General features: G+C 52.6%; 17 protein-coding genes. 13 read left to right on the forward strand and 4 right to left on the reverse strand.

The genetic code is table 11. The features are described 5' to 3' along the window. Positions 1-241: 241 nt before the first annotated feature. Positions 242-1,441, reverse strand: a complete 1,200-nt coding sequence (gene tyrS, locus ELY33_RS08230) for a tyrosine--tRNA ligase (RefSeq protein WP_126946614.1) — start codon at positions 1,439-1,441, stop codon at positions 242-244. 116 nt (positions 1,442-1,557) lie between these two features. On the opposite strand from tyrS, the gene ELY33_RS08235 reads away from it, so the two are divergent. Continuing rightward, positions 1,558-2,700: an anhydro-N-acetylmuramic acid kinase gene (locus ELY33_RS08235; protein WP_126946617.1), complete on the forward strand. Its 1,143-nt coding sequence runs from the start codon at positions 1,558-1,560 to the stop codon at positions 2,698-2,700. A 29-nt stretch (positions 2,701-2,729) separates the two neighbouring features. On the opposite strand, the gene ELY33_RS08240 is transcribed toward ELY33_RS08235, so the two are convergent. Further along, positions 2,730-3,773: a type IV pilus twitching motility protein PilT gene (locus ELY33_RS08240; protein ID WP_126947233.1), complete on the reverse strand. Its 1,044-nt coding sequence runs from the start codon at positions 3,771-3,773 to the stop codon at positions 2,730-2,732. A 34-nt stretch (positions 3,774-3,807) separates the two neighbouring features. Between ELY33_RS08240 and ELY33_RS08245 the strand changes: the two genes are divergently transcribed. The 6 genes from ELY33_RS08245 to ELY33_RS08270 all read left to right on the forward strand — a co-directional run bounded on the left by ELY33_RS08245 (position 3,808) and on the right by ELY33_RS08270 (position 8,440). Then, positions 3,808-4,512, forward strand: coding sequence for a YggS family pyridoxal phosphate-dependent enzyme (locus ELY33_RS08245; protein WP_126946620.1), 705 nt, complete (start codon positions 3,808-3,810; stop codon positions 4,510-4,512). A 104-nt stretch (positions 4,513-4,616) separates the two neighbouring features. Next, on the forward strand, positions 4,617-5,441 hold the full coding sequence (gene proC, locus ELY33_RS08250; protein ID WP_126946623.1) for a pyrroline-5-carboxylate reductase: 825 nt from the start codon (positions 4,617-4,619) through the stop codon (positions 5,439-5,441). Between the two features lie 29 nt (positions 5,442-5,470). Continuing rightward, positions 5,471-6,064 carry a YggT family protein gene (locus ELY33_RS08255; protein ID WP_126946626.1) on the forward strand — a complete coding sequence of 198 codons (594 nt, stop codon included), beginning with the start codon at positions 5,471-5,473 and terminating at the stop codon, positions 6,062-6,064. A 62-nt stretch (positions 6,065-6,126) separates the two neighbouring features. Further along, on the forward strand, positions 6,127-7,338 hold the full coding sequence (gene metX, locus ELY33_RS08260; protein ID WP_126946629.1) for a homoserine O-succinyltransferase MetX: 1,212 nt from the start codon (positions 6,127-6,129) through the stop codon (positions 7,336-7,338). Beyond that, on the forward strand, positions 7,338-7,931 hold the full coding sequence (gene metW / locus ELY33_RS08265) for a methionine biosynthesis protein MetW (protein ID WP_126946632.1): 594 nt from the start codon (positions 7,338-7,340) through the stop codon (positions 7,929-7,931). Before metX ends, metW begins: the two co-directional genes overlap by 1 nt. Before the next feature lie 47 nt (positions 7,932-7,978). Continuing rightward, entirely contained in the window at positions 7,979-8,440 is a 462-nt protein-coding gene (locus ELY33_RS08270) for a DUF4426 domain-containing protein (protein WP_126946635.1), read from the forward strand. On the opposite strand, the gene sfsA is transcribed toward ELY33_RS08270, so the two are convergent. Both sfsA and ELY33_RS08280 read right to left on the reverse strand, forming a co-directional pair. Next, positions 8,437-9,165: a DNA/RNA nuclease SfsA gene (gene sfsA, locus ELY33_RS08275; RefSeq protein ID WP_126946637.1), complete on the reverse strand. Its 729-nt coding sequence runs from the start codon at positions 9,163-9,165 to the stop codon at positions 8,437-8,439. The genes ELY33_RS08270 and sfsA overlap by 4 nt on opposite strands. Next, on the reverse strand, positions 9,162-10,322 hold the full coding sequence (locus ELY33_RS08280; protein WP_126946639.1) for an aminotransferase class I/II-fold pyridoxal phosphate-dependent enzyme: 1,161 nt from the start codon (positions 10,320-10,322) through the stop codon (positions 9,162-9,164). The genes sfsA and ELY33_RS08280 overlap by 4 nt, the downstream gene beginning before the upstream one ends. A gap of 186 nt (positions 10,323-10,508) precedes the next feature. On the opposite strand from ELY33_RS08280, the gene dksA reads away from it, so the two are divergent. From dksA to pcnB, 6 genes are all read left to right on the forward strand, one after another. Beyond that, positions 10,509-10,946: an RNA polymerase-binding protein DksA gene (gene dksA, locus ELY33_RS08285; RefSeq protein ID WP_126946641.1), complete on the forward strand. Its 438-nt coding sequence runs from the start codon at positions 10,509-10,511 to the stop codon at positions 10,944-10,946. A gap of 203 nt (positions 10,947-11,149) precedes the next feature. Then, positions 11,150-12,049: a tRNA glutamyl-Q(34) synthetase GluQRS gene (gene gluQRS / locus ELY33_RS08290; protein WP_126946643.1), complete on the forward strand. Its 900-nt coding sequence runs from the start codon at positions 11,150-11,152 to the stop codon at positions 12,047-12,049. A gap of 1 nt (position 12,050) precedes the next feature. Then, complete coding sequence (locus ELY33_RS17855) at positions 12,051-12,227, forward strand: hypothetical protein (RefSeq protein WP_167470066.1); 177 nt, start codon at positions 12,051-12,053, stop codon at positions 12,225-12,227. Next, complete coding sequence (locus ELY33_RS08295; RefSeq protein WP_126946645.1) at positions 12,217-15,162, forward strand: ATP-binding protein; 2,946 nt, start codon at positions 12,217-12,219, stop codon at positions 15,160-15,162. Before ELY33_RS17855 ends, ELY33_RS08295 begins: the two co-directional genes overlap by 11 nt. Beyond that, entirely contained in the window at positions 15,140-16,528 is a 1,389-nt protein-coding gene (locus ELY33_RS08300) for a sigma-54-dependent transcriptional regulator (protein ID WP_126946647.1), read from the forward strand. The genes ELY33_RS08295 and ELY33_RS08300 overlap by 23 nt, the downstream gene beginning before the upstream one ends. Before the next feature lie 884 nt (positions 16,529-17,412). After that, positions 17,413-18,798 (forward strand): polynucleotide adenylyltransferase PcnB, encoded by a 1,386-nt coding sequence (gene pcnB, locus ELY33_RS08305; RefSeq protein ID WP_126946649.1) that lies wholly within the window; start codon positions 17,413-17,415, stop codon positions 18,796-18,798. Position 18,799: the final 1 nt, after the last annotated feature.

The following is an 18,799-nucleotide window of genomic DNA, read 5'->3' on the forward strand; positions in this document are numbered from 1 at the left end:
TACGCATTTCCTGGTGTTTGTCAATCACTGTTTTAGTGAAGGGAGCGAGAAAATTAACGAAGCGAGCGAAGCTTGTAGCCCACAACCGTATTTCTAACCCTCTGACAAACCAAAGGTTTCCACCTTTGAACTGACAAATAAACNCCGCTGGTAACGCTGTGCGTCCCCGGCAGCGGATGCGTACTCTACGGATTCGCTGCCGCGTTGGCAAGTGGTTTTGAAAGAAAATTATCAAAAAACGTTAGGTGAGCGTCACGCGGGCGTACCGTTTCTTGCCTGCCTGGATAATGTAGGCACTACCCGTTGCCAGCATCGTGTCCTGGGCAACGACGTCGCCATCGACTTTAACGCTGCCGTTTTTCAGCATGTCTTTGGCCTGGGCGCTGTTTTTGGTCAGGCCGGAACGATTAAGCACAGCGGCTATCGGTGCCTGCTCAGCAGCGTCAAAATCCACCTCCACTTCAGGCAGGTCTTCCGGTAGTTCGCCATCCGCTAACTGATTACCCGCCGACTTATGTGCATTAGCGGCAGCTTCATCACCGTGGTAGCGGGCAATCAACTCGCGAGCCAGTTCCATTTTGATATCACGCGGGTTCGCACCTTGCTCAGCGCTCTGCTTGAGTGCGTCAATCTCTTCATTGGACTTGAGGGACAGCAGTTCGAAATAACGCCATATCAAACTGTCCGGCATAGAAACCAGCTTATTGAACATAGCGCCCGGCGCTTCATCGACACCTATGTAGTTACCCAATGACTTTGACATTTTCTGCACGCCGTCCAAACCTTCGAGCAACGGCATAGTAATCACGACCTGGGGCTCTTGGCCGAAATGCTTTTGAATTTCTCGGCCCATCAGCAGGTTAAATTTCTGATCGGTCCCCCCTAGCTCAACATCTGCTTCAAGCGCTACTGAGTCGTAGCCTTGAACGAGCGGGTAAAGAAACTCGTGAATCGCGATAGATTGGTTAGCTTTATAACGTTTTTCAAAATCATCACGCTCCAACATCCGCGCCACTGTACTTTGCGCTGCCAACTCGATCATTTTGGCGGCGGAAAGCTCACTAAACCATTCGGCGTTAAAACGCACTTCCGTCTTTTCAGGATCAAGGATTTTAAATACCTGCTCTTTATAGGTTTGCGCATTCGCTTTTACATCGGCTTCAGTAAGCGGCTTGCGAGTGACGTTCTTGCCCGTGGGGTCACCTATACGACCAGTGAAATCGCCGATCAAGAATATAACGGTGTGGCCGAGATCCTGGAACTGGCGCATTTTCGTCAGCAACACACTGTGCCCAAGGTGCAGATCAGGTGCTGTCGGATCAAACCCTGCTTTAATCCGCAGCTTACGGCCAGACGCCAGCTTTTTCTTTAGCTCATCCTCTACCAGGATTTCATGCGTACCTCGTGACAGTAGCGCTAACGCCTGATCCACCTCACTCATTGCCTCTCTCTCCATGTAATATATGCCTTCATAGGCGTCAGATATTAAATAATGGGCGATGTTACCATGCCCTATCGCCCTGGTTGAGCCTTCACTTAGTTTTGGATAAACCGCATATGAAAACGCCCCCCCCTACGTTACCGTCGTATTATGTTGGCTTAATGTCGGGCACCAGCCTGGATGGCATCGATGCCGCGCTGGTTGCTATAACGCCGCACTCGCCACCTAAGCTCATCGCCACCTATGCATTGCCAATGCCTCAGTCGCTTCATAATCTACTGCTGAGCCTGTGCCACGCCAAGCAAGTAAGCTTTGCAGCGCTGGCAGAAGCCGAAAGCGCATTTTGCCAGCTACAAGCAAACGCCGTGAACGCATTATTGGCTCAGCAACAGATATCACCAGCACAAATTCATGCTATTGGTAGCCATGGGCAAACCATTGAGCATGCCCCCAGCGGCCACCATGGCGGCCCAGCCTATACACTGCAGCTTGACAACCCCAGCCTGCTGGCCGAGCTAACCGGCTGTACGGTGGTGGCTGATTTTCGCCGACGGGACTTAGCCGCAGGCGGTCAAGCAGCGCCGTTAGCGCCAGCATTTCACCAAGCTCTTTTTGGTCGCCAACAAAGCGAGCAACTTGTTTTAAACCTTGGAGGCTTTGCGAATCTAACGTGGTTACCCAGCGATACAAGCATTCCTGCGCTTGGCTTTGATACAGGGCCAGCCAATGTGCTGTTAGATGCTTGGTTTTCAAAGCACCATAACGGACGCTTTGACCAAAATGGTGTGTGGGCCACTGGTGGACAGATTGATCAAGCCCTACTAGCACGTTTGCTTAATGAGCCATTTTTTCATCAGCCGCCGCCGCGCAGTACCGGTCGTGAGCTATTTCACTTGGCGTGGCTAGAAAACAAGCTAACGGGCAATGAATCAGCCGAGGATGTCCAAGCAACGTTAGCAGAGCTGACGGCCATCAGCGTTGCCCAGGGAATTCAGCACTTGCCCATCGCCAGTAACCGAATGACATTAATTGCCTGCGGTGGCGGAGCTCATAACGCTTATTTAATGGCAAGACTAGCAACGCACCTACCCAATGCGGCATTTAAATCGCCCGCTGACTTAGGCTGGCCTGAGGATTGGATTGAAGCAGGTGCCTTTGCTTGGCTTGCTCATCAACGCTTGCATAATCTACCCGGCAATTTACCTTCGGTCACCGGCGCCAGCGGCCCGCGAGTACTAGGTGGCATTTACGCTCATTAACTTACGTCAACACCCGCCGCACACGCTTGTTATTCATCGTTTAACGAGAGTGTGCCTTTAGCTTGTGACTGCGCATCTTCCATACTAACCACTCCCTCTTTAACAAGCTTGGCAAGCGATGCATTTAACGTTTGCATCCCAAGATTGCCCCCGGTCTGAATAGCTGAGTAAATTTGAGCAACCTTGTCTTCGCGTATTAAATTTCGTACTGCAGCAGTGGCGATCAATACTTCATGGGCAGCAACACGGCCACTTCCCTGACGCTTTAACAATGTTTGAGAGACCACCGCCTGAAGCGACTCTGAAAGCATTGATCGCACCATCGATTTTTCTTCCCCAGGAAACACATCGATAATACGGTCAATCGTTTTCGCCGCAGACGTGGTATGCAGCGTGCCAAACACTAAGTGTCCGGTTTCAGCGGCTGTGAGCGCCAGCCGAATGGTTTCTAAATCCCTTAGCTCACCGACCAAAATAACATCAGGGTCTTCTCGCAATGCGCTACGCAATGCCGCATTAAAACTGAGCGTATCCCGGTGAACTTCACGCTGATTGATTAAACAGCGCTTGCTGGTGTGCACAAACTCAACAGGGTCTTCGATTGTTAAAATATGCTCAAAACGATGATCATTAATATAATCAATCATTGCTGCCAACGTGGTGCTTTTTCCTGAACCTGTCGGCCCGGTGACCAACACTAATCCCCTCGGCAGCATTGCCAATCGCTCGAACACATCACCCATCCCCAAATCACGCATTGTAAGCACGTCGTTAGGAATCGTACGAAATACCGCGCCCGCGCCTCGAGCTTGATGAAACGCATTAACACGAAAACGAGCCACCCCGGACACTTCAAACGAAAAATCAGCTTCTAAATTTGCTTCATAGTCTTGGCGCTGCTGCTCATTCATAATGTCAAACATCAGGCGGCGAACTTCACTATTGTCCATCGCCGGCACATTAAGCCGACGAATATCGCCATCAACACGTATCATAGGGGGAAGCCCAGCAGAAAGGTGCAGATCAGATGCATTCTGCTTTGCCGAGAATGCCAGCAGTTCGGTAATATCCATCTCTCTTTTCCCAGCAGCGGTAAGGTGCTTGAGTATGACAGACATCGCGCTTCCCGAGTCACTCGCCCAGGCCCACGAACGCCTGACTAACGCATTAAAAATGGCTGAACGTCCACTCGATAGCGCAATGCTGCTAGCCGTTAGTAAAACAAAGCCTGCCTCCATGATTCGCCAAGCCTGGCAGCATGGGCAGCGTGAATTCGGCGAAAATTATTTGCAAGAAGCACTTGAAAAACAAGCAGAACTGGCTGATTTAGAGAGTATCGTGTGGCATTTTATTGGCCCACTACAGTCCAACAAAACACGCGCAGTAGCAGAAAATTTCGCCTGGATGCATAGCGTGGACCGCTTAAAAATAGCCAAGCGACTCAGCGAACAGCGCCCAGAGCATTTACCGCCGCTCAACATTTGTTTGCAAGTTAATATCAGCCGCGAAGCCTCTAAGTCGGGTGTGATGCCTGATGAGGTCATGGCACTTGCAAAAGAAGTAGCTGCCTTGCCACGTTTAAATCTACGCGGCCTCATGGCAATTCCTGCTCCGTCTGACAGCCTTGCAGAACAGCGGGCGCCACTTGCAGCATTGCGTCAACTTCTGACAGACCTTCAGGTAGCGCTGCCTGATGCCCCTCTGGATACGTTATCGATGGGGATGAGCGACGATTTAGAAGCCGCTGTTTTAGAAGGCGCAACGCTGGTACGTTTAGGGACAGCGATTTTTGGCGCGCGTACCACTCAATAACTTGCTCAATAGTGCTTCTTAATAGTGCTTCTTAATGAATAGCATTAAAACGACCGACACCACATGCTGCCTGATGCAGCTTATTTATAAAAAAGGATACCCACATGGCGAGTAAGATTACCTTCATTGGCGCAGGCAATATGGCCAGCGCCATTATCGGCGGCCTCATCGATAGTGGTGTGTCTCCTAGCGACATCACAGCCACTGCCCCAAATGAAAATGAGTTAGCATCTCAAAAAGCCCGGTTAGGCATTAACACCAATACCGATAATAACGCAGCCGTTGCAGACGCCAATGTGGTCGTGCTCGCGGTAAAGCCACAGATTATGCGCAGCGTATGTGAAGCAATGCGGGATAGCGTGCAACAGCAGTCACCGCTGATTATATCTATTGCAGCGGGTCTGGATGCTGCCACCATTGATCAATGGCTAGGCAGTAATAACGCGTTGGTTCGTTGCATGCCTAACACGCCTTCATTAGTCGGTATTGGTGCTAGCGGTTTATATGCCAACAACGCAGTTAGCGATGAGCAACGCACGCTAGCGACACAACTCATGGAAGCGGTTGGTATTGTGGAGTGGGTTGAAGAAGAGATCCTTCTAGATGCGGTTACGGCGGTATCAGGCAGTGCGCCGGCTTATTTCTTTTTAATGTTTGAGGCGATGGAAGAAGCCGCTGTAAAACTTGGCTTGCCTGCCGCAACGGCCCGCCGCTTGGCCATTCAAACGGCGTTAGGCGCCGCTACAATGGCCCAGCGCAGTGACAAAGATCCAGCCACGCTTAAACAAAATGTTATGTCGCCGGGCGGCACAACAGAACGGGCTATTCAGCACATGGAAGATGCCCAACTACGCGCTACCATCGCCGACGCCATGCAGGCCTGCGCCCAGCGTGCAGAAGCAATGTCCAAGGAACTTAGCGCCAACTAAATACATAACTTTGCAACGGAGAGGCAGCAATGGGCAGTCAAGTGGGCAGTGCCGGATTAATGCTAGTTAACACGTTAATCAATATTTATTTATTCTTACTGATGCTGCGCTTTTTGCTGCAAGCATCGCGGGCAGATTATTACAATCCGCTTAGCCAATCAGTGGTTAAAATCACCCAGCCTGTTGTGGGGTTATTTCAGGGCTTCTTAGGCCCTGTCGCCGGGCGCTTTGATCTTGCCACGTTGGCCGCTGGTTTTGTGCTGAAAGTGATTAGTATGGTGGCAATTTTCATGGTGGTAGGCGTTGGCATGCCACCCATTCCAGGGCTGTTGATTGCAGGCATTGCTGCTCTGGCTAACGCCATATTAAAGATTTACTTCTTTGCCATGATTGTGATGATTATTTTGAGCTGGGTAGCCCCGAATGCTAGCCACCCAGGCGCTTTGCTGGTGATGCAGTTAGTCGAGCCCATTATGGCCCCTGTTCGCAAAGTCGTTCCTCCATTGGGCATGATCGATTTATCGCCCATAGTGGTGTTTATTGCGATCAATTTGGTGGATGGCTTAGTCGTGGGGGCTTTGATCCGCGCTGCGGGTATCTCTGGTGCATTGGTTGGGCTGTAAGCGCAACATTCTCCAGGGCCTCTTTTTAGCAGGATTTATTTTTTGCAGGACTAGCGCTTTCGATGCCTGATTCAGACACTCTTGCTTTCGTTGACCGGCCGGCGGACTCCGTCGGTCTCGTCACACCCCATATCGCGAAATTTGATACGCCGCTACCGCTTGCCTGTGGCAAGGTGCTGCCTGAGTACGAGCTTATCTACGAAACCTACGGCACGCTTAACGCTGCGCGCAATAATGCTGTGCTGATCTGCCATGCGTTATCAGGGCACCACCATGCAGCGGGCTATCATGGTAGCGAAGACCGCAAACCTGGCTGGTGGGATGCCCATATTGGCCCCGGCAAATCTATCGATACCAACCGCTTTTTTGTGGTGTCGCTAAACAATCTGGGTGGCTGCCACGGCAGCACAGGGCCCGTTAGCCACAACCCTGAAACAGGCCGCCAATGGGGGCCAGATTTCCCCATGGTCACCGTCAGTGACTGGGTTGTCAGCCAAGCACGACTAGCCGACCAGTTAGGTATTGAGCGCTGGGCCGCCGCAGTGGGCGGCAGCCTGGGAGGCATGCAGGTGCTTCAGTGGACAATGACCTATCCTGAACGCGTCGCCAATGCCGTGGTGATTGCCGCGACACCTCGGCTTTCCGCACAGAACATTGCCTTTAACGAGGTGGCTCGTCAGGCGATCCGCTCTGATCCTGAGTTTTTCGGCGGCTGGTATGCAGAACACGACACGGTTCCCAAACGCGGTTTGAAACTGGCACGCATGGTGGGCCACATTACCTATTTGTCCGAAGATGCGATGGGCAGTAAATTTGGCCGCGACTTACGTAGTACCGATTTGAACTTTGGATTTGATGTCGAGTTCCAGGTTGAGTCTTACCTGCGCTATCAGGGCGATATGTTTTCTACCGCCTTTGACGCCAACACCTATCTGTTAATGACCAAGGCGCTTGACTACTTCGACCCCTCCGCCGCCCAATCAAGTGACCTAGCCAGCGCGCTAGCGCCGGCGCAGTGCCCTTTTTTGGTAGTCAGCTTTACCACCGACTGGCGCTTCCCGCCTGCTCGCTCGCGAGAGCTCGTTGACGCGCTCACCCGCGCTGGGAAGGCGGTTAGCTATGCCAATATCGACTCCCCCCACGGGCACGATGCTTTCTTGCTACCCGAACCGCGCTACCACGCCCTTTTCAACGCATTTATGACCCGCATCGCCCGCGAGCTGAATATCGACGAAATGGCTATCGACGAAACGGCTAGGGAGGAGACCCTGTAATGCGCGCGGATCTTGAACTGATTTACGACTGGGTGCCCCAGGGAGCTCACGTGCTGGATTTAGCCTGCGGTGACGGCGTTCTGCTTCAGCGCTTAGCACAGGAAAAAAATGTTACCGGCTACGGCTTAGAGATCGACCCCGACGGTATTACCCAATGCGTCTCTCGGGGTGTGAACGTTATTGAACATAACCTAGATGATGGTTTGGGTAGTTTCTGCGACAACAGCTATGATCAAGTCATCATGACACAAGCGCTACAGGCGCTGCGCCGCCCGGATAAAATGCTTGATGAAATGCTACGCGTCGCCGAGGAAGGTATTATCACTTTTCCTAACTTCGCTTATTGGCGACACCGAATTCATCTCGGCCTTCGCGGCTATATGCCGGTATCCAAATCACTGCCCCATGCTTGGTATGACACACCCAACATCCACCTCTCTACCTTTAACGATTTCGAACACCTGTGTCGTGAAAAGGGACTGGTAATTGTTGACCGCGCGGTGGGGGTTGGTGATCACAAAGGGCACTGGTCATCAAAATGGTGGCCTAATCTGTTCGGTGAAATTGCCATTTTTAGAGTACGTCGACGTTAATTTATTCTAGTTGACTAGCCATCTCGACCCGTAAGAGGAGACCTGCCATGGTTTATCGAGTGTTACGTAGAACGGCCCTGCTTGCCACAATGCTTTGCTCGCTGCTCCTCGCCGCTCACGCGGCAGCTGAGCAGCTAACACGGATAGGTGACTACGAGATCCATTACAGTGCCGTAGCCACCAGCTTTCTCACTCCAGAAGTTGCCCAAGCGCATGGCATTCAGCGCAGCGCGGGGCACGGATTGGTCAATATAAGCGTACGCAAACGTCAGGAGGACGGCAGCACTCGCGCCGTTAACGCCAGCGTTCAGGGCCATGTAACAGGCCTCACCGACGTTCAAGAGTCGCTAAGCTTTCGCACGGTCCACGATGGTGATGCTACTTATCACCTGGCCACCTTTGCCCTGCGTCACGATGAGCCCATGCGTTTCAACTTAGACGTTCGCTACGACCGCAATGCTAGCCCTGAGCGCGTCAGCTTTATTCAGCGTTTTTATATCGAGCGTTAACGTCTTATCGGTAGTGGCCGTGATAAACGTACCGCTGCCGGCGCTCCCGCCTTCCAATCAAGCGTAATACCGTAAGCCAGCACTTCAACGCCAGCGTTAACCGCATTTGCTAACGCCGCGGCGTAGACTGTGTCGATATGGGCCGCCGGGGCTACATCGTGAATCCCTTCATGAGCCACACAAAATAGCAGAACGGCCCTTTCCCCCTGCTCGGCAAGCGCGGTTAATGCATGCAAATGCTTGGTCCCCCTCACGCTGACTGAGTCAGGAAAGTAACCGTGGCCATCGGCTTCTTTAAGAGTGACCTGTTTAACTTCAACATAGACCCCACCCTTATCAGGATCACTCAACCAAAAATCGAGCCTTGCGTCACCGATTTTCACTTCTCGTTTGAGCGTTTGATAGCCTGCCAGTGGCGCAATATCACCGGCCAAAATAGCCGCTTCCACGATACGGTTGGCTCGGCCAGTATGCACAGAAGCCAATGCCTGAGAACCATCTGGCTGCGGTAACGCAATCCACTCCCAGGTCCAGGCCAGCTTACGCTTAGGATTATCACTTCGCGATAACCACACTCGGCAGCCGGGCACATTCACCGCCTTCATCGAGCCTGTATTGGGGCAGTGAGCCACGACCTCCTCGCCACTGTCCAACTGCACATCGGCCAAAAAACGCTTGTAGCGACGCAACAATACCCCTGAGACCAATGCAGAATTCGTCGTCATAGGCGGCTCACGAAACGACCTAGTCGCTCTACGGCCTCTTGCAATCGCTCAACGCTGTTAGTAAAAGCGATACGCACATGATGCTCACCGCCCTCCACGGCAAAATCAATGCCTGGAGTGATTGCCACGTTCTCCTCTACCAATAGTTGCTCACAGAACGCCTGGCTATCACGGCTATACTGAGCAATATCTAACCACAGATAAAATGCCCCTTGAGGCGGCAGATCTGGTGCAAGCCCTAGCTGCGCCAACCCATTCAACAATACGTCACGTCGCTGCTTGAGCGTTGCCCTGCGCGCTTCAAGAATGTCTCGGCACTCTGGGGTAAAAGCGGCCAATGCTGCATGCTGAGAAGGCGTCGGTGCGGCAAGGAAAACGTTTTGCGCCAGCCTGGTAAGTGGCTCGACAGCATGCTCCGGTGCTACCAACCACCCCAAGCGCCAGCCCGTCATACCGAAATACTTAGAGAAGCTGTTAACGACAAAGGCTTGGTCGGAAAGCGAGGTTGCCGATAGCGGCGCATCGTCATAATTTAGGCCTTGGTAAATCTCATCGACAATCACCTCGCCGCCTTTCGCTGACACCGTGTTGAATACTGCGGTTAAAGCCTCAGCGCTCAACGTGTGTCCTGTAGGGTTAGATGGGGAGGCCAGCATGGCTAAGCACGTTTTAGTTTGCCAATGCTGCTCAATCAACGGCGCCGTTAGTTGCCAACCACTTTGGCGACCCACAGGAATGGCATCTATGTCAGCGCCAGCTAAGGCCATAAAGTGACGATTGCACGGATAGTTAGGGTCGGCCATCAACACGCGGTCGCCAGCTTCGACCAGTAATTGGCTTGCCAGCAGCAGCGCCCCAGAAGCTCCTGGAGTTACCAAAATACGCCTGGGATCAATAGTGGCATTAAAATGCTCGGCGTAATGGCCTGCAATTGCTTCCCGCAGCGCCGCCAAGCCTGCCGCCGGTGTATAACGCGTTTTTCCTGTCGCCAATGCCTGCTGGCCCGCCGCAACAATCGGTGCAGGCGTCGCAAAATCGGGCTCGCCGACCTCTAAGTGAATCACATCGTGGCCTTCGGCCTCTCGAGCCTGGGCCATTTCCAATAGATGCATCACGCGAAAAGGCGCAACGTGATTCACACGAGAATTCCAGGCCATAGCGGTACCTTTTTTAAATGGTAGAGAAATCATGACGCAGGTCGTAGAAGAAACAAGACCATGGTCGAAAATGCATTATTATGCTTGCATAGCGCTCAATTATCAGCTAAACAAGCATCCCTTTGGCGTGAGATCGTGACACACGCTCATGGTCGATCAGCAGTCACATACGTAAGGGGCACTCCCATGCCAGTAGCGGAAAAGAAACCGGAAGCGTCCAAGTCCTTCACCCCGTATGAGCCAGCACCGGGTGAAGAGTATATGAACGAGAAGCAGCTCGCGCACTTCCGCCAGCTCCTTCTAAACTGGAAACAAGATCTCATGGAAGAGGTGGACCGTACCGTACGCCACCTGCAAGAAGATGCTAATAACTATGCCGACCCCGCTGACCGCGCTACTCAAGAAGAGGGCTTCAGCTTAGAGCTGCGTACTCGCGATCGCGAACGAAAATTGCTGAAAAAGATCAACGAAACCATCGAAAAAATCGATGAAGATGATTACGGCTTTTGTGAAGCCTGTGGCGTTGAAATCGGCATTCGTCGTCTTGAAGCTCGCCCAACAGCAACGCTGTGCGTTGACTGCAAAACGCTGGCAGAGCTTAAAGAGAAACAGCTCGGTGGCTAACCATCGGCATCAATACGCTACGAGTTGCTAGTTCGCTACCAGCTAAAGCGCCCAGCGGGCACCCTTGAGGTGCCCGTTTTTGTTTGTCATCTTATACTTAATTTTGTACTTACATTTATATTTAACTTCGTAATTATATTCGCACTCATCAACGATCTTGTTGTTAACCACTGGCGTTATATGAACTACCGATTCAGGCTGTTATGACCCCTACCACGCACTACCGGGGGCGCTTCGCTCCCACACCGTCAGGGCCGCTTCATCTTGGCTCGCTAGTGGCCGCTCTAGGCAGCTATCTAGATGCCCGCGCCGCTGGAGGCCAGTGGCTGGTTCGTGTCGAAGATATTGACCCACCACGCTGCCCGACTGGCGCGGGCGATACCATTCTTCGGCAGCTCGACGCCTTTGGGCTTCACTGGGATGAGAAAATTCGCTGGCAACGTCACCATCATGAGGCTTATCAACAGGCGCTTGATCAACTCGCTGCTCAAGGTTTAGCTTACCCATGCAGCTGTTCGAGAAAACAGTGGAAGGCATTCTCAGTTTATCCTGGCTGGTGCCGCAACAGCGTTTGTGATGCCACAAAGCCAGTTGCCTGGCGGCTGCGCAGCGACTTGGCAAAGCGACCTATCACTTGGCAGGATCGGCTGTTTGGCTTCCAACAGTTCGACCCTGACGTTTTGGGTGATGTTGTGCTTAAACGCAAAGACCAACTTTGGGCGTACCAGCTCGCCGTTGTAGTGGATGATGCTGATCAAGGCATTACCGATATTGTGCGCGGTTATGACCTGCTGGATAACACGCCTTGGCAAGGCCAGCTACAGGTAGCGCTTGGTTTACCAACCCCCCGCTATCTACATTTACCCCTTGTGGTTACTCAAGATGGTCAAAAGCTTTCCAAGCAAAACCTGGCCCCAGCACTAGCCGAAGACGCCGATGGCATTCGCCGTCAGCTGTTTCAAGCACTGCAACTACTCGACCAAGCGCCGCCTGATATATTGGCTCAAGAGCCACCAGAAGTGCAGCTACGCTGGGCAGTGGCACACTGGTCTGTTGAACAGCTTGTTGCCACCGTTCACCGCCCCTATCAACCAGAGTTTTAACATGTACGTTTATCGCATACTGCTGTTCTTAGTATTTGGCGGATATTTGCTTTCGCCGCTATTGATGAATGGTTGGGGAGATCCAAGCGTTGCCTGGTATCGGCCGTTTGCTATTTGGGGTGGTCTGATCGCGCTAACGCTGTGGCTTGAGCAAAAAAGGAAGTTAGATGAGCGTTGAGCTTTTAGGGGTAGTATTACTTGGCTTAGGGTATCTAGCCTTGCTATTTGCCTGCGGCATGGCCGTCGAGCGCGGCTGGGTGCCCGCGCGCATTACGCGTCATCCCATTGTTTACACCCTAGCATTGGGCGTGTACGCCAGCGCCTGGGCAGTTTATGGCAGTATTGAGCTTGCGGCGAAAGCTGGGTTTGGCTATCTAGCATACTACCTAGGCGCAGCCGGGGCTTTTTTGCTCGCACCTGTCCTGCTCGTGCCCATACAGCGCATTACCCGGACTTACCAACTCTCTTCTCTCGCTGATCTGTTTGCGTTTCGCTACCGTTCCCGCTGGGCAGGCACGCTAGTCACCTTGATTAGCTTGTTGGCCGTCATGCCGCTGCTGGGCATTCAAGTACAAACCTTAAGCGATGCTATCTATCTGCTCACCGGAAGCCGCTACAGTGCGGCGATAACGCTGCTTTTCTGCGGTATTATCGCAAGCTTTGCAGTGTGGTTTGGCGCGCGCCACAGCCACCGACATCGTCACGACACGCTGCTCAGCGTGATTGCTTTTGAATCGATCATCAAATTATTGGCGTTGCTGGGGTTAGGTGCCATTGCTCTATGGTGGGTATTTGACGGGCCACACAGTTTACAGCAGTGGCTAGAGGGGCCTGGAGCCGCTGCACAAGCCGCAACCCCACAACTTGAAGCGCCCCAATGGCGCACCCTACTACTGTTGTTTTTTGCGGCCGCTTTTATGATGCCGCACCTATTTCAAATCACATTTGCAGAAAGCCTTTCTCGCCACACCCTGCTCCAAGCTAGCTGGACGTTACCATTGTTTCTGCTACTGATGGCGCTTCCCATACCTCTGATTTGGTGGGCTGCACAATCAACAAACGAGACAATTCCGGTCGCAGCCTACGCTGCTTTCTTGATGACAGAGCACTGGTGGGTGGGAGCGTTAGCTTTTATCGGCGGTCTTGCTGCCGCCAGTGGCACCATGATGATGATTGCGCTAGCCCTATCAGGCATGGTGCTGAATCACGTGGTGCTGGTGGCTCGCCCACCTGAAGCGCGTAGCGATTTATATGGCTGGCTACTATGGCTTCGCCGCGGCCTAGTTGTCGCTGTCATCGCGGGCGGATGGCTATTTGCTGAAAGCGTCGGCCGTTACCATTCGCTGACAAACCTGGGGCTCGCTGCGTTTGTAGGCATGGCACAGTGCCTGCCCGGCATGCTGGCATTGCTGTACTGGCCAGGCGCAAACCGCAAGGGCATGGTGGCCGGGCTAATGAGCGGCATTATTATTTGGCTGTGGGGCCTATGGCTACCGCTCCTGTTTGATATGCCCATGTTATCGCTACCCTTTACACCGCTGATGTCTGCAAATGCGCCCATTTGGTATAACGTTACGCTGGTCTCTTTAGCCGCTAATATTTTACTACTGATCATTGTGTCATTATTTACGCGTATTTCAGAAGGTGAACGCTCCGCGGCTGAAGCGTGTTCCGTAGATGCCGTTATTCGCTCAAAACGCTTACCACTGGAAGCAGCCACGGCGGGAGACTTTCCCACTTACCTTGCCCAAGCGTTGGGTGATGAAGCTGCCAGCCGTGAAGTTGACCGGGCTCTGACGGCGCTAAACCTGACCCCACAGGAGCGCCGCCCTTATGCACTTCGCCGCCTGCGCGACCGGATCCAGGCTAATTTATCCGGTTTAATGGGGCCTTCTGTCGCACGGGACATTGTTGATCGCTATTTGCCCTATCGCCACGACGATGCACCGGTTACTGACGATATTCATTTTGTGGAAAGCCGCCTTGAAGCTTACCGCTCTCGGCTCACTGGGCTGGCTCGAGAGCTAGATGGTCTGCGCCGCCATCACCGGCAAACCCTGGCTTACTTGCCCATAGGCTTGTGCGTGCTGGGCGACGATGATGAACTGCTAATGTGGAATCAGGCACTTTCAGTGCTCTCTGGGATTAGCGGCGATAGCGTGATTGGCTCACGCCGAGACAGCCTGCCCCCTCCCTGGCCCAATTTGCTGGGTAGCGTACTCAATGCCAGTCAAACACCGCTGTATAAACAAGCGGTATCGCTACATGGTAAAGATTACTTCCTAACCCTTCATAAAGCCGTGCTGAGCGGACACGACAGCCGTGGCGGCAGCGTGATTCTGGTAGAAGACCACACTGAAATGAAGTGGTTAGAAGAAGAGCTTGTACACGCAGCTCGTTTAGCATCCATTGGGCAACTTGCGGCGGGTGTCGCGCATGAAATTGGCAACCCAATTACGGGCATTTCATCACTGGCCCAAAACCTGCGCTACGATACCGATGACCCAGCGCTACTGGAAACGGCTGACCAAATTCAACAGCTCACTCAACGAGTCACCAAAATTGTTAACTCGCTAGTCGGTTTTGCCCACGGCGGCCGACAGACGTTGCCACTGCCGGCGTCCCCCGCCTCGCTTTCCACCATTAGCGAAGACGCGCTGCACTTGATCCATTTAGGGCGCTCAGGAGAGGATGTGAGCTTTACCAACGATTGTCCAAATGACATTGTGGTGCGTGGCGATCCTCAGCGATTAACACAGGTCATGGTCAACTTACTGAGTAATGCCAAAGATGCCTGCGATACTCAAGGCGCGGTTCATATTGAAGCAGGCAAACAGGCCAACCATGCTTGGTGGCGAGTAACCGATGATGGTCATGGCATTGACCCAAGCGTGAAACATCGTCTTTTCGAGCCGTTCACCACGACCAAGCCTGCAGGCCAGGGAACTGGGCTGGGGCTCTCGTTGGCCTACCAAATTATCAATGAGCACCAAGGCAAAATAGAGGTTGCGTCACCGCCTCCAGGAAAGCCTCGCGGCACTGCCATTACGCTTTGGCTACCGCTTTACCAACAGGATGATCACCTACCTCATGCCCAGGATACTGATTGTTGAAGATGAAGCGATTATTCGCAGCGCTTTAAAGCGTTTACTCGAACGTCACAGCTATATCGTCAGCGAAGCTGCCAGCGCAGAAGAAGCACGTGCGCTGGCTCCTAGCGAGTTTGATCTAGTGATTAGCGACCTGCGATTGCCTGGTGATCCAGGCACCGCCCTGATTGAGGCCGCCGCCCCCGCGCCAGTGCTGATTATGACCAGCTATGCCAGCATGCGCTCGGCAGTCGACGCGCTTAAGCAAGGGGCTGTGGACTATGTCGCTAAGCCATTTGATCATACCGAGCTTTTAGAAACCGTCGAACGTATCCTACACAAGCAGTCGATGCTGCAAGGCACGCCTCCAGATATCACCGATAAAGGTGGTGGACGCCAAACCATGATCGGCGACTGCACTGCTATGCAGCAGGTTTATACCCGCATTCGTAAAACAGCCCCGGCAGACGTTACCGTGCTGATTCAAGGAGAATCCGGCACAGGTAAGGAGCTTGTCGCCCGTGCCATTCATCAGCAAAGCAAGCGAGCTAAAGCATCACTGATTTGCGTGAACTGTGCGGCAATACCTGAGACGCTGATTGAGTCAGAACTGTTTGGACATGAAAAAGGGGCATTTACCGGCGCTAGCGCTGCCCGGACCGGGCTAGTCGAAGCCGCCGACGGTGGCACCCTATTTCTAGATGAAATTGGCGAATTACCGTTGGATGCCCAGGCACGACTGCTGCGAGTGCTTCAAGAAGGTGAGATCCGCAAAATTGGCTCCGTCGAAACACGCCATGTAGATGTGCGCCTGATCGCCGCCACCCACAGGGACCTACGCGCTCTGTCAAAAACCGGAGAATTTCGACTAGACCTCTACTATCGCCTCAACGTTATGCAGATTGAACTGCCACCGCTACGTGACCGTGAAGAAGACGTATTGAAAATAGCCGACATCCTGTTAGATAAGGCGTGTAAACGCCATGACCGTCAAGGGCTCCGTTTGTCACGAGCTTCCCGGCAGGATCTACGCGACTATCCCTGGCCAGGTAACGTACGGGAGCTTGAGAATGCACTTGAGAGAGGCGTTATTCTCGCCGAAGGGCATTTAATTCACCCAGATGACCTTGGCCTTGCCCCTGTTACCAGCCGACCTCACTCTTCCGCAGGTAGTGGCACCGCCGTATTAGCGAATGAAGCGTCAGCGCCAACTGGAGATGACGACGACCTCTCTCTCGAAGACTATTTTCAGCACTTTGTATTAGAGCATCAGGATCAAATGAGTGAAACCGAGTTAGCCCAAAAGCTGGGGATCAGTCGTAAAAATTTATGGGAGCGACGCCAACGCCTAGGTATTCCCCGTAAAAAAACCGCTCGCCGCCCCACTTAGGTGGTGGCACAACGTAAATAAGCCGCTCGCCACACGCTCTCTACGACTAACGTCCAATAGATTGATTTGCATAAGAAATAGTCAAAATATTTCCATCAGACACTGTTACCTTCCCACACAACGAAGACTCAAAATTGGTTAAAAACGGGTAACACTATGCACCGAGATTAGTTCCTTGGCACAGCAGATAAATTACAAGACAATGAAATTTAAAGAATAAATTATAGGTGGCACAGCAAGTGCAGTATTACTGGGTAAGAAAAACAAAATGGGCAGCGCGGACGTCGCCAATAAAAACAATATGACGCCGCCCAACCTGAGCCAAAATAAAAACAACAGGGCCAGGCAGAGATCATAGTACTAACAAGAACAACAGGCTTGAGTCTCACTACTTGCTAGCGCTGAGCAGAATAAGTGCAGCGAACAATAACAACAGTCAGCAAGTGCCCAAAAAAGGACGCGACGTACACAAAGAATCTGCTTCCTAACAAAAATAACAGCAGCATGTGTGTACACCCCGGAGCTAATAACAATTCGCCGGGAGATAAAAGTTCGCGGTTGGATTATTGTTTTGAATACGAGGCGGTCGGAATCAGACTGGTTCTTACGCCTACCGACTGCGGTGCGTATTCAGAGCGATGTGCCATCATGAATAAAAACAGCAGCATGGACGCTGATTGTCTGCTTTATAGGGGAGGCTTTTATAGCCTCCCCTTTCCGCGTTCAAGGTAGTCGTCTTCTACAAACCTTGTTCGAGTGCTTTGCAAGCATCAAGGGGTCGGCTACACTCAGCAGCTTACCGCCATCATGCAGTTATTTTCTCGCTACGTTTTCGATACTGTTTTCGATATTGTCTTCGATACCCTGCGAGTCGATACCGCCGCATGTTTAAAGGATTTACCCGTTTATCACATAGCCCGGGAGAGCACTTGAAATCCCTGCTCGATTTCCCAGAGAGCGCCGTTGAAGCGCTCACTCCACGTATTATTCCGCGCTCCGAGCACCCAGTTTCTCGTCAGCAAATCAGCGAGGCCGCGCTAAAAGTCCTCTATCGTCTCAATGGCGCCGGATTTGATGCCTACCTGGTCGGCGGCTGCATTCGCGATGCATTGCTGGGAAAAATGCCGAAAGATTTCGACGTTGCGACGAATGCGACGCCAGAACAGGTGCGGGATCTGTTCCGCAATTCGCGGCTAATTGGTCGGCGCTTCCGCATTGTGCATGTGCGCTTTGGCCGCGAAGTCATTGAAGTCACTACTTTCCGTGGCAAGCCCCAGGACGAGCACGGTGATCATATCGCCCAACAGTCTGATGACGGCCTGCTATTGCGAGACAATGTGTGGGGCAACATCGAAGAAGACGCCCTACGTCGCGACTTCACTGTGAATGCGCTTTACTACAATATCGCTGACTTCACGATTCATGACTTTGCTAACGGCGCGCGTGATATTGAGTCGCGTACGCTGAGACTCATTGGCGACCCGATTACCCGTTACAGAGAAGACCCGGTACGTATGCTGCGCGCAGTACGCTTTGCAGCCAAGCTTGATTTCACCATCGAGTCTACCACCGAAGAGCCAATGTACGACTTGGCGCCGCTGTTACTACAAATCCCTCCCGCCCGTTTGTTTGATGAAGTGCTCAAACTATTCATGTCGGGGCACGGTTTAATTACTTTCCGCCTACTCAGTCACTACAACTTGTTTGGTATGTTGTTCCCCGAATCGGAAGAAGCCATGGCGGATGCCGCCTGGGCCGAAGAGCTGATTGAGCAAGCGCTCGCCAACACCGACAAGCGCATTGCAGAAGGTCGGCCAGTCACGCCGGCCTTCCTGTTAGCTGCCTTTTTGTGGGCACCGGTAGCACATCGACAAGCAGAGCTTGAACGAGAAGGCATGCCCGCCATTCCAGCGTTACAGACTGCTGCGCAACAGGTGGCATCACGTCAGTTGCAGCATATTTCGATTCCCAAGCGCTTCGGCATGCCAATGCGCGATATTTGGGAGCTACAGGCACGTCTTCCACTACGCCGAGGCAAGCGGGCATTTCAAACTCGCGAACACCCACGCTTTCGGGCAGCCTACGATCTACTGCTGTTACGTGAGCAAGCGGGCGAAATACCGCGCGGCTTAGGCGATTGGTGGAACGCATTCCAGCAAGGCGATGAACACGAACAGCTCCGGCTCCTGCAAAAAGTGGGAGGCGATCCGGCAAGCCAGGGTGATCGTCGCCGTAAAAAGCGCCGTAAACCTCGTAAAACCGAGCAGTGAG

This window comes from Vreelandella andesensis (genome assembly GCF_003989795.1).
Lineage (GTDB): Bacteria > Pseudomonadota > Gammaproteobacteria > Pseudomonadales > Halomonadaceae > Vreelandella > Vreelandella andesensis.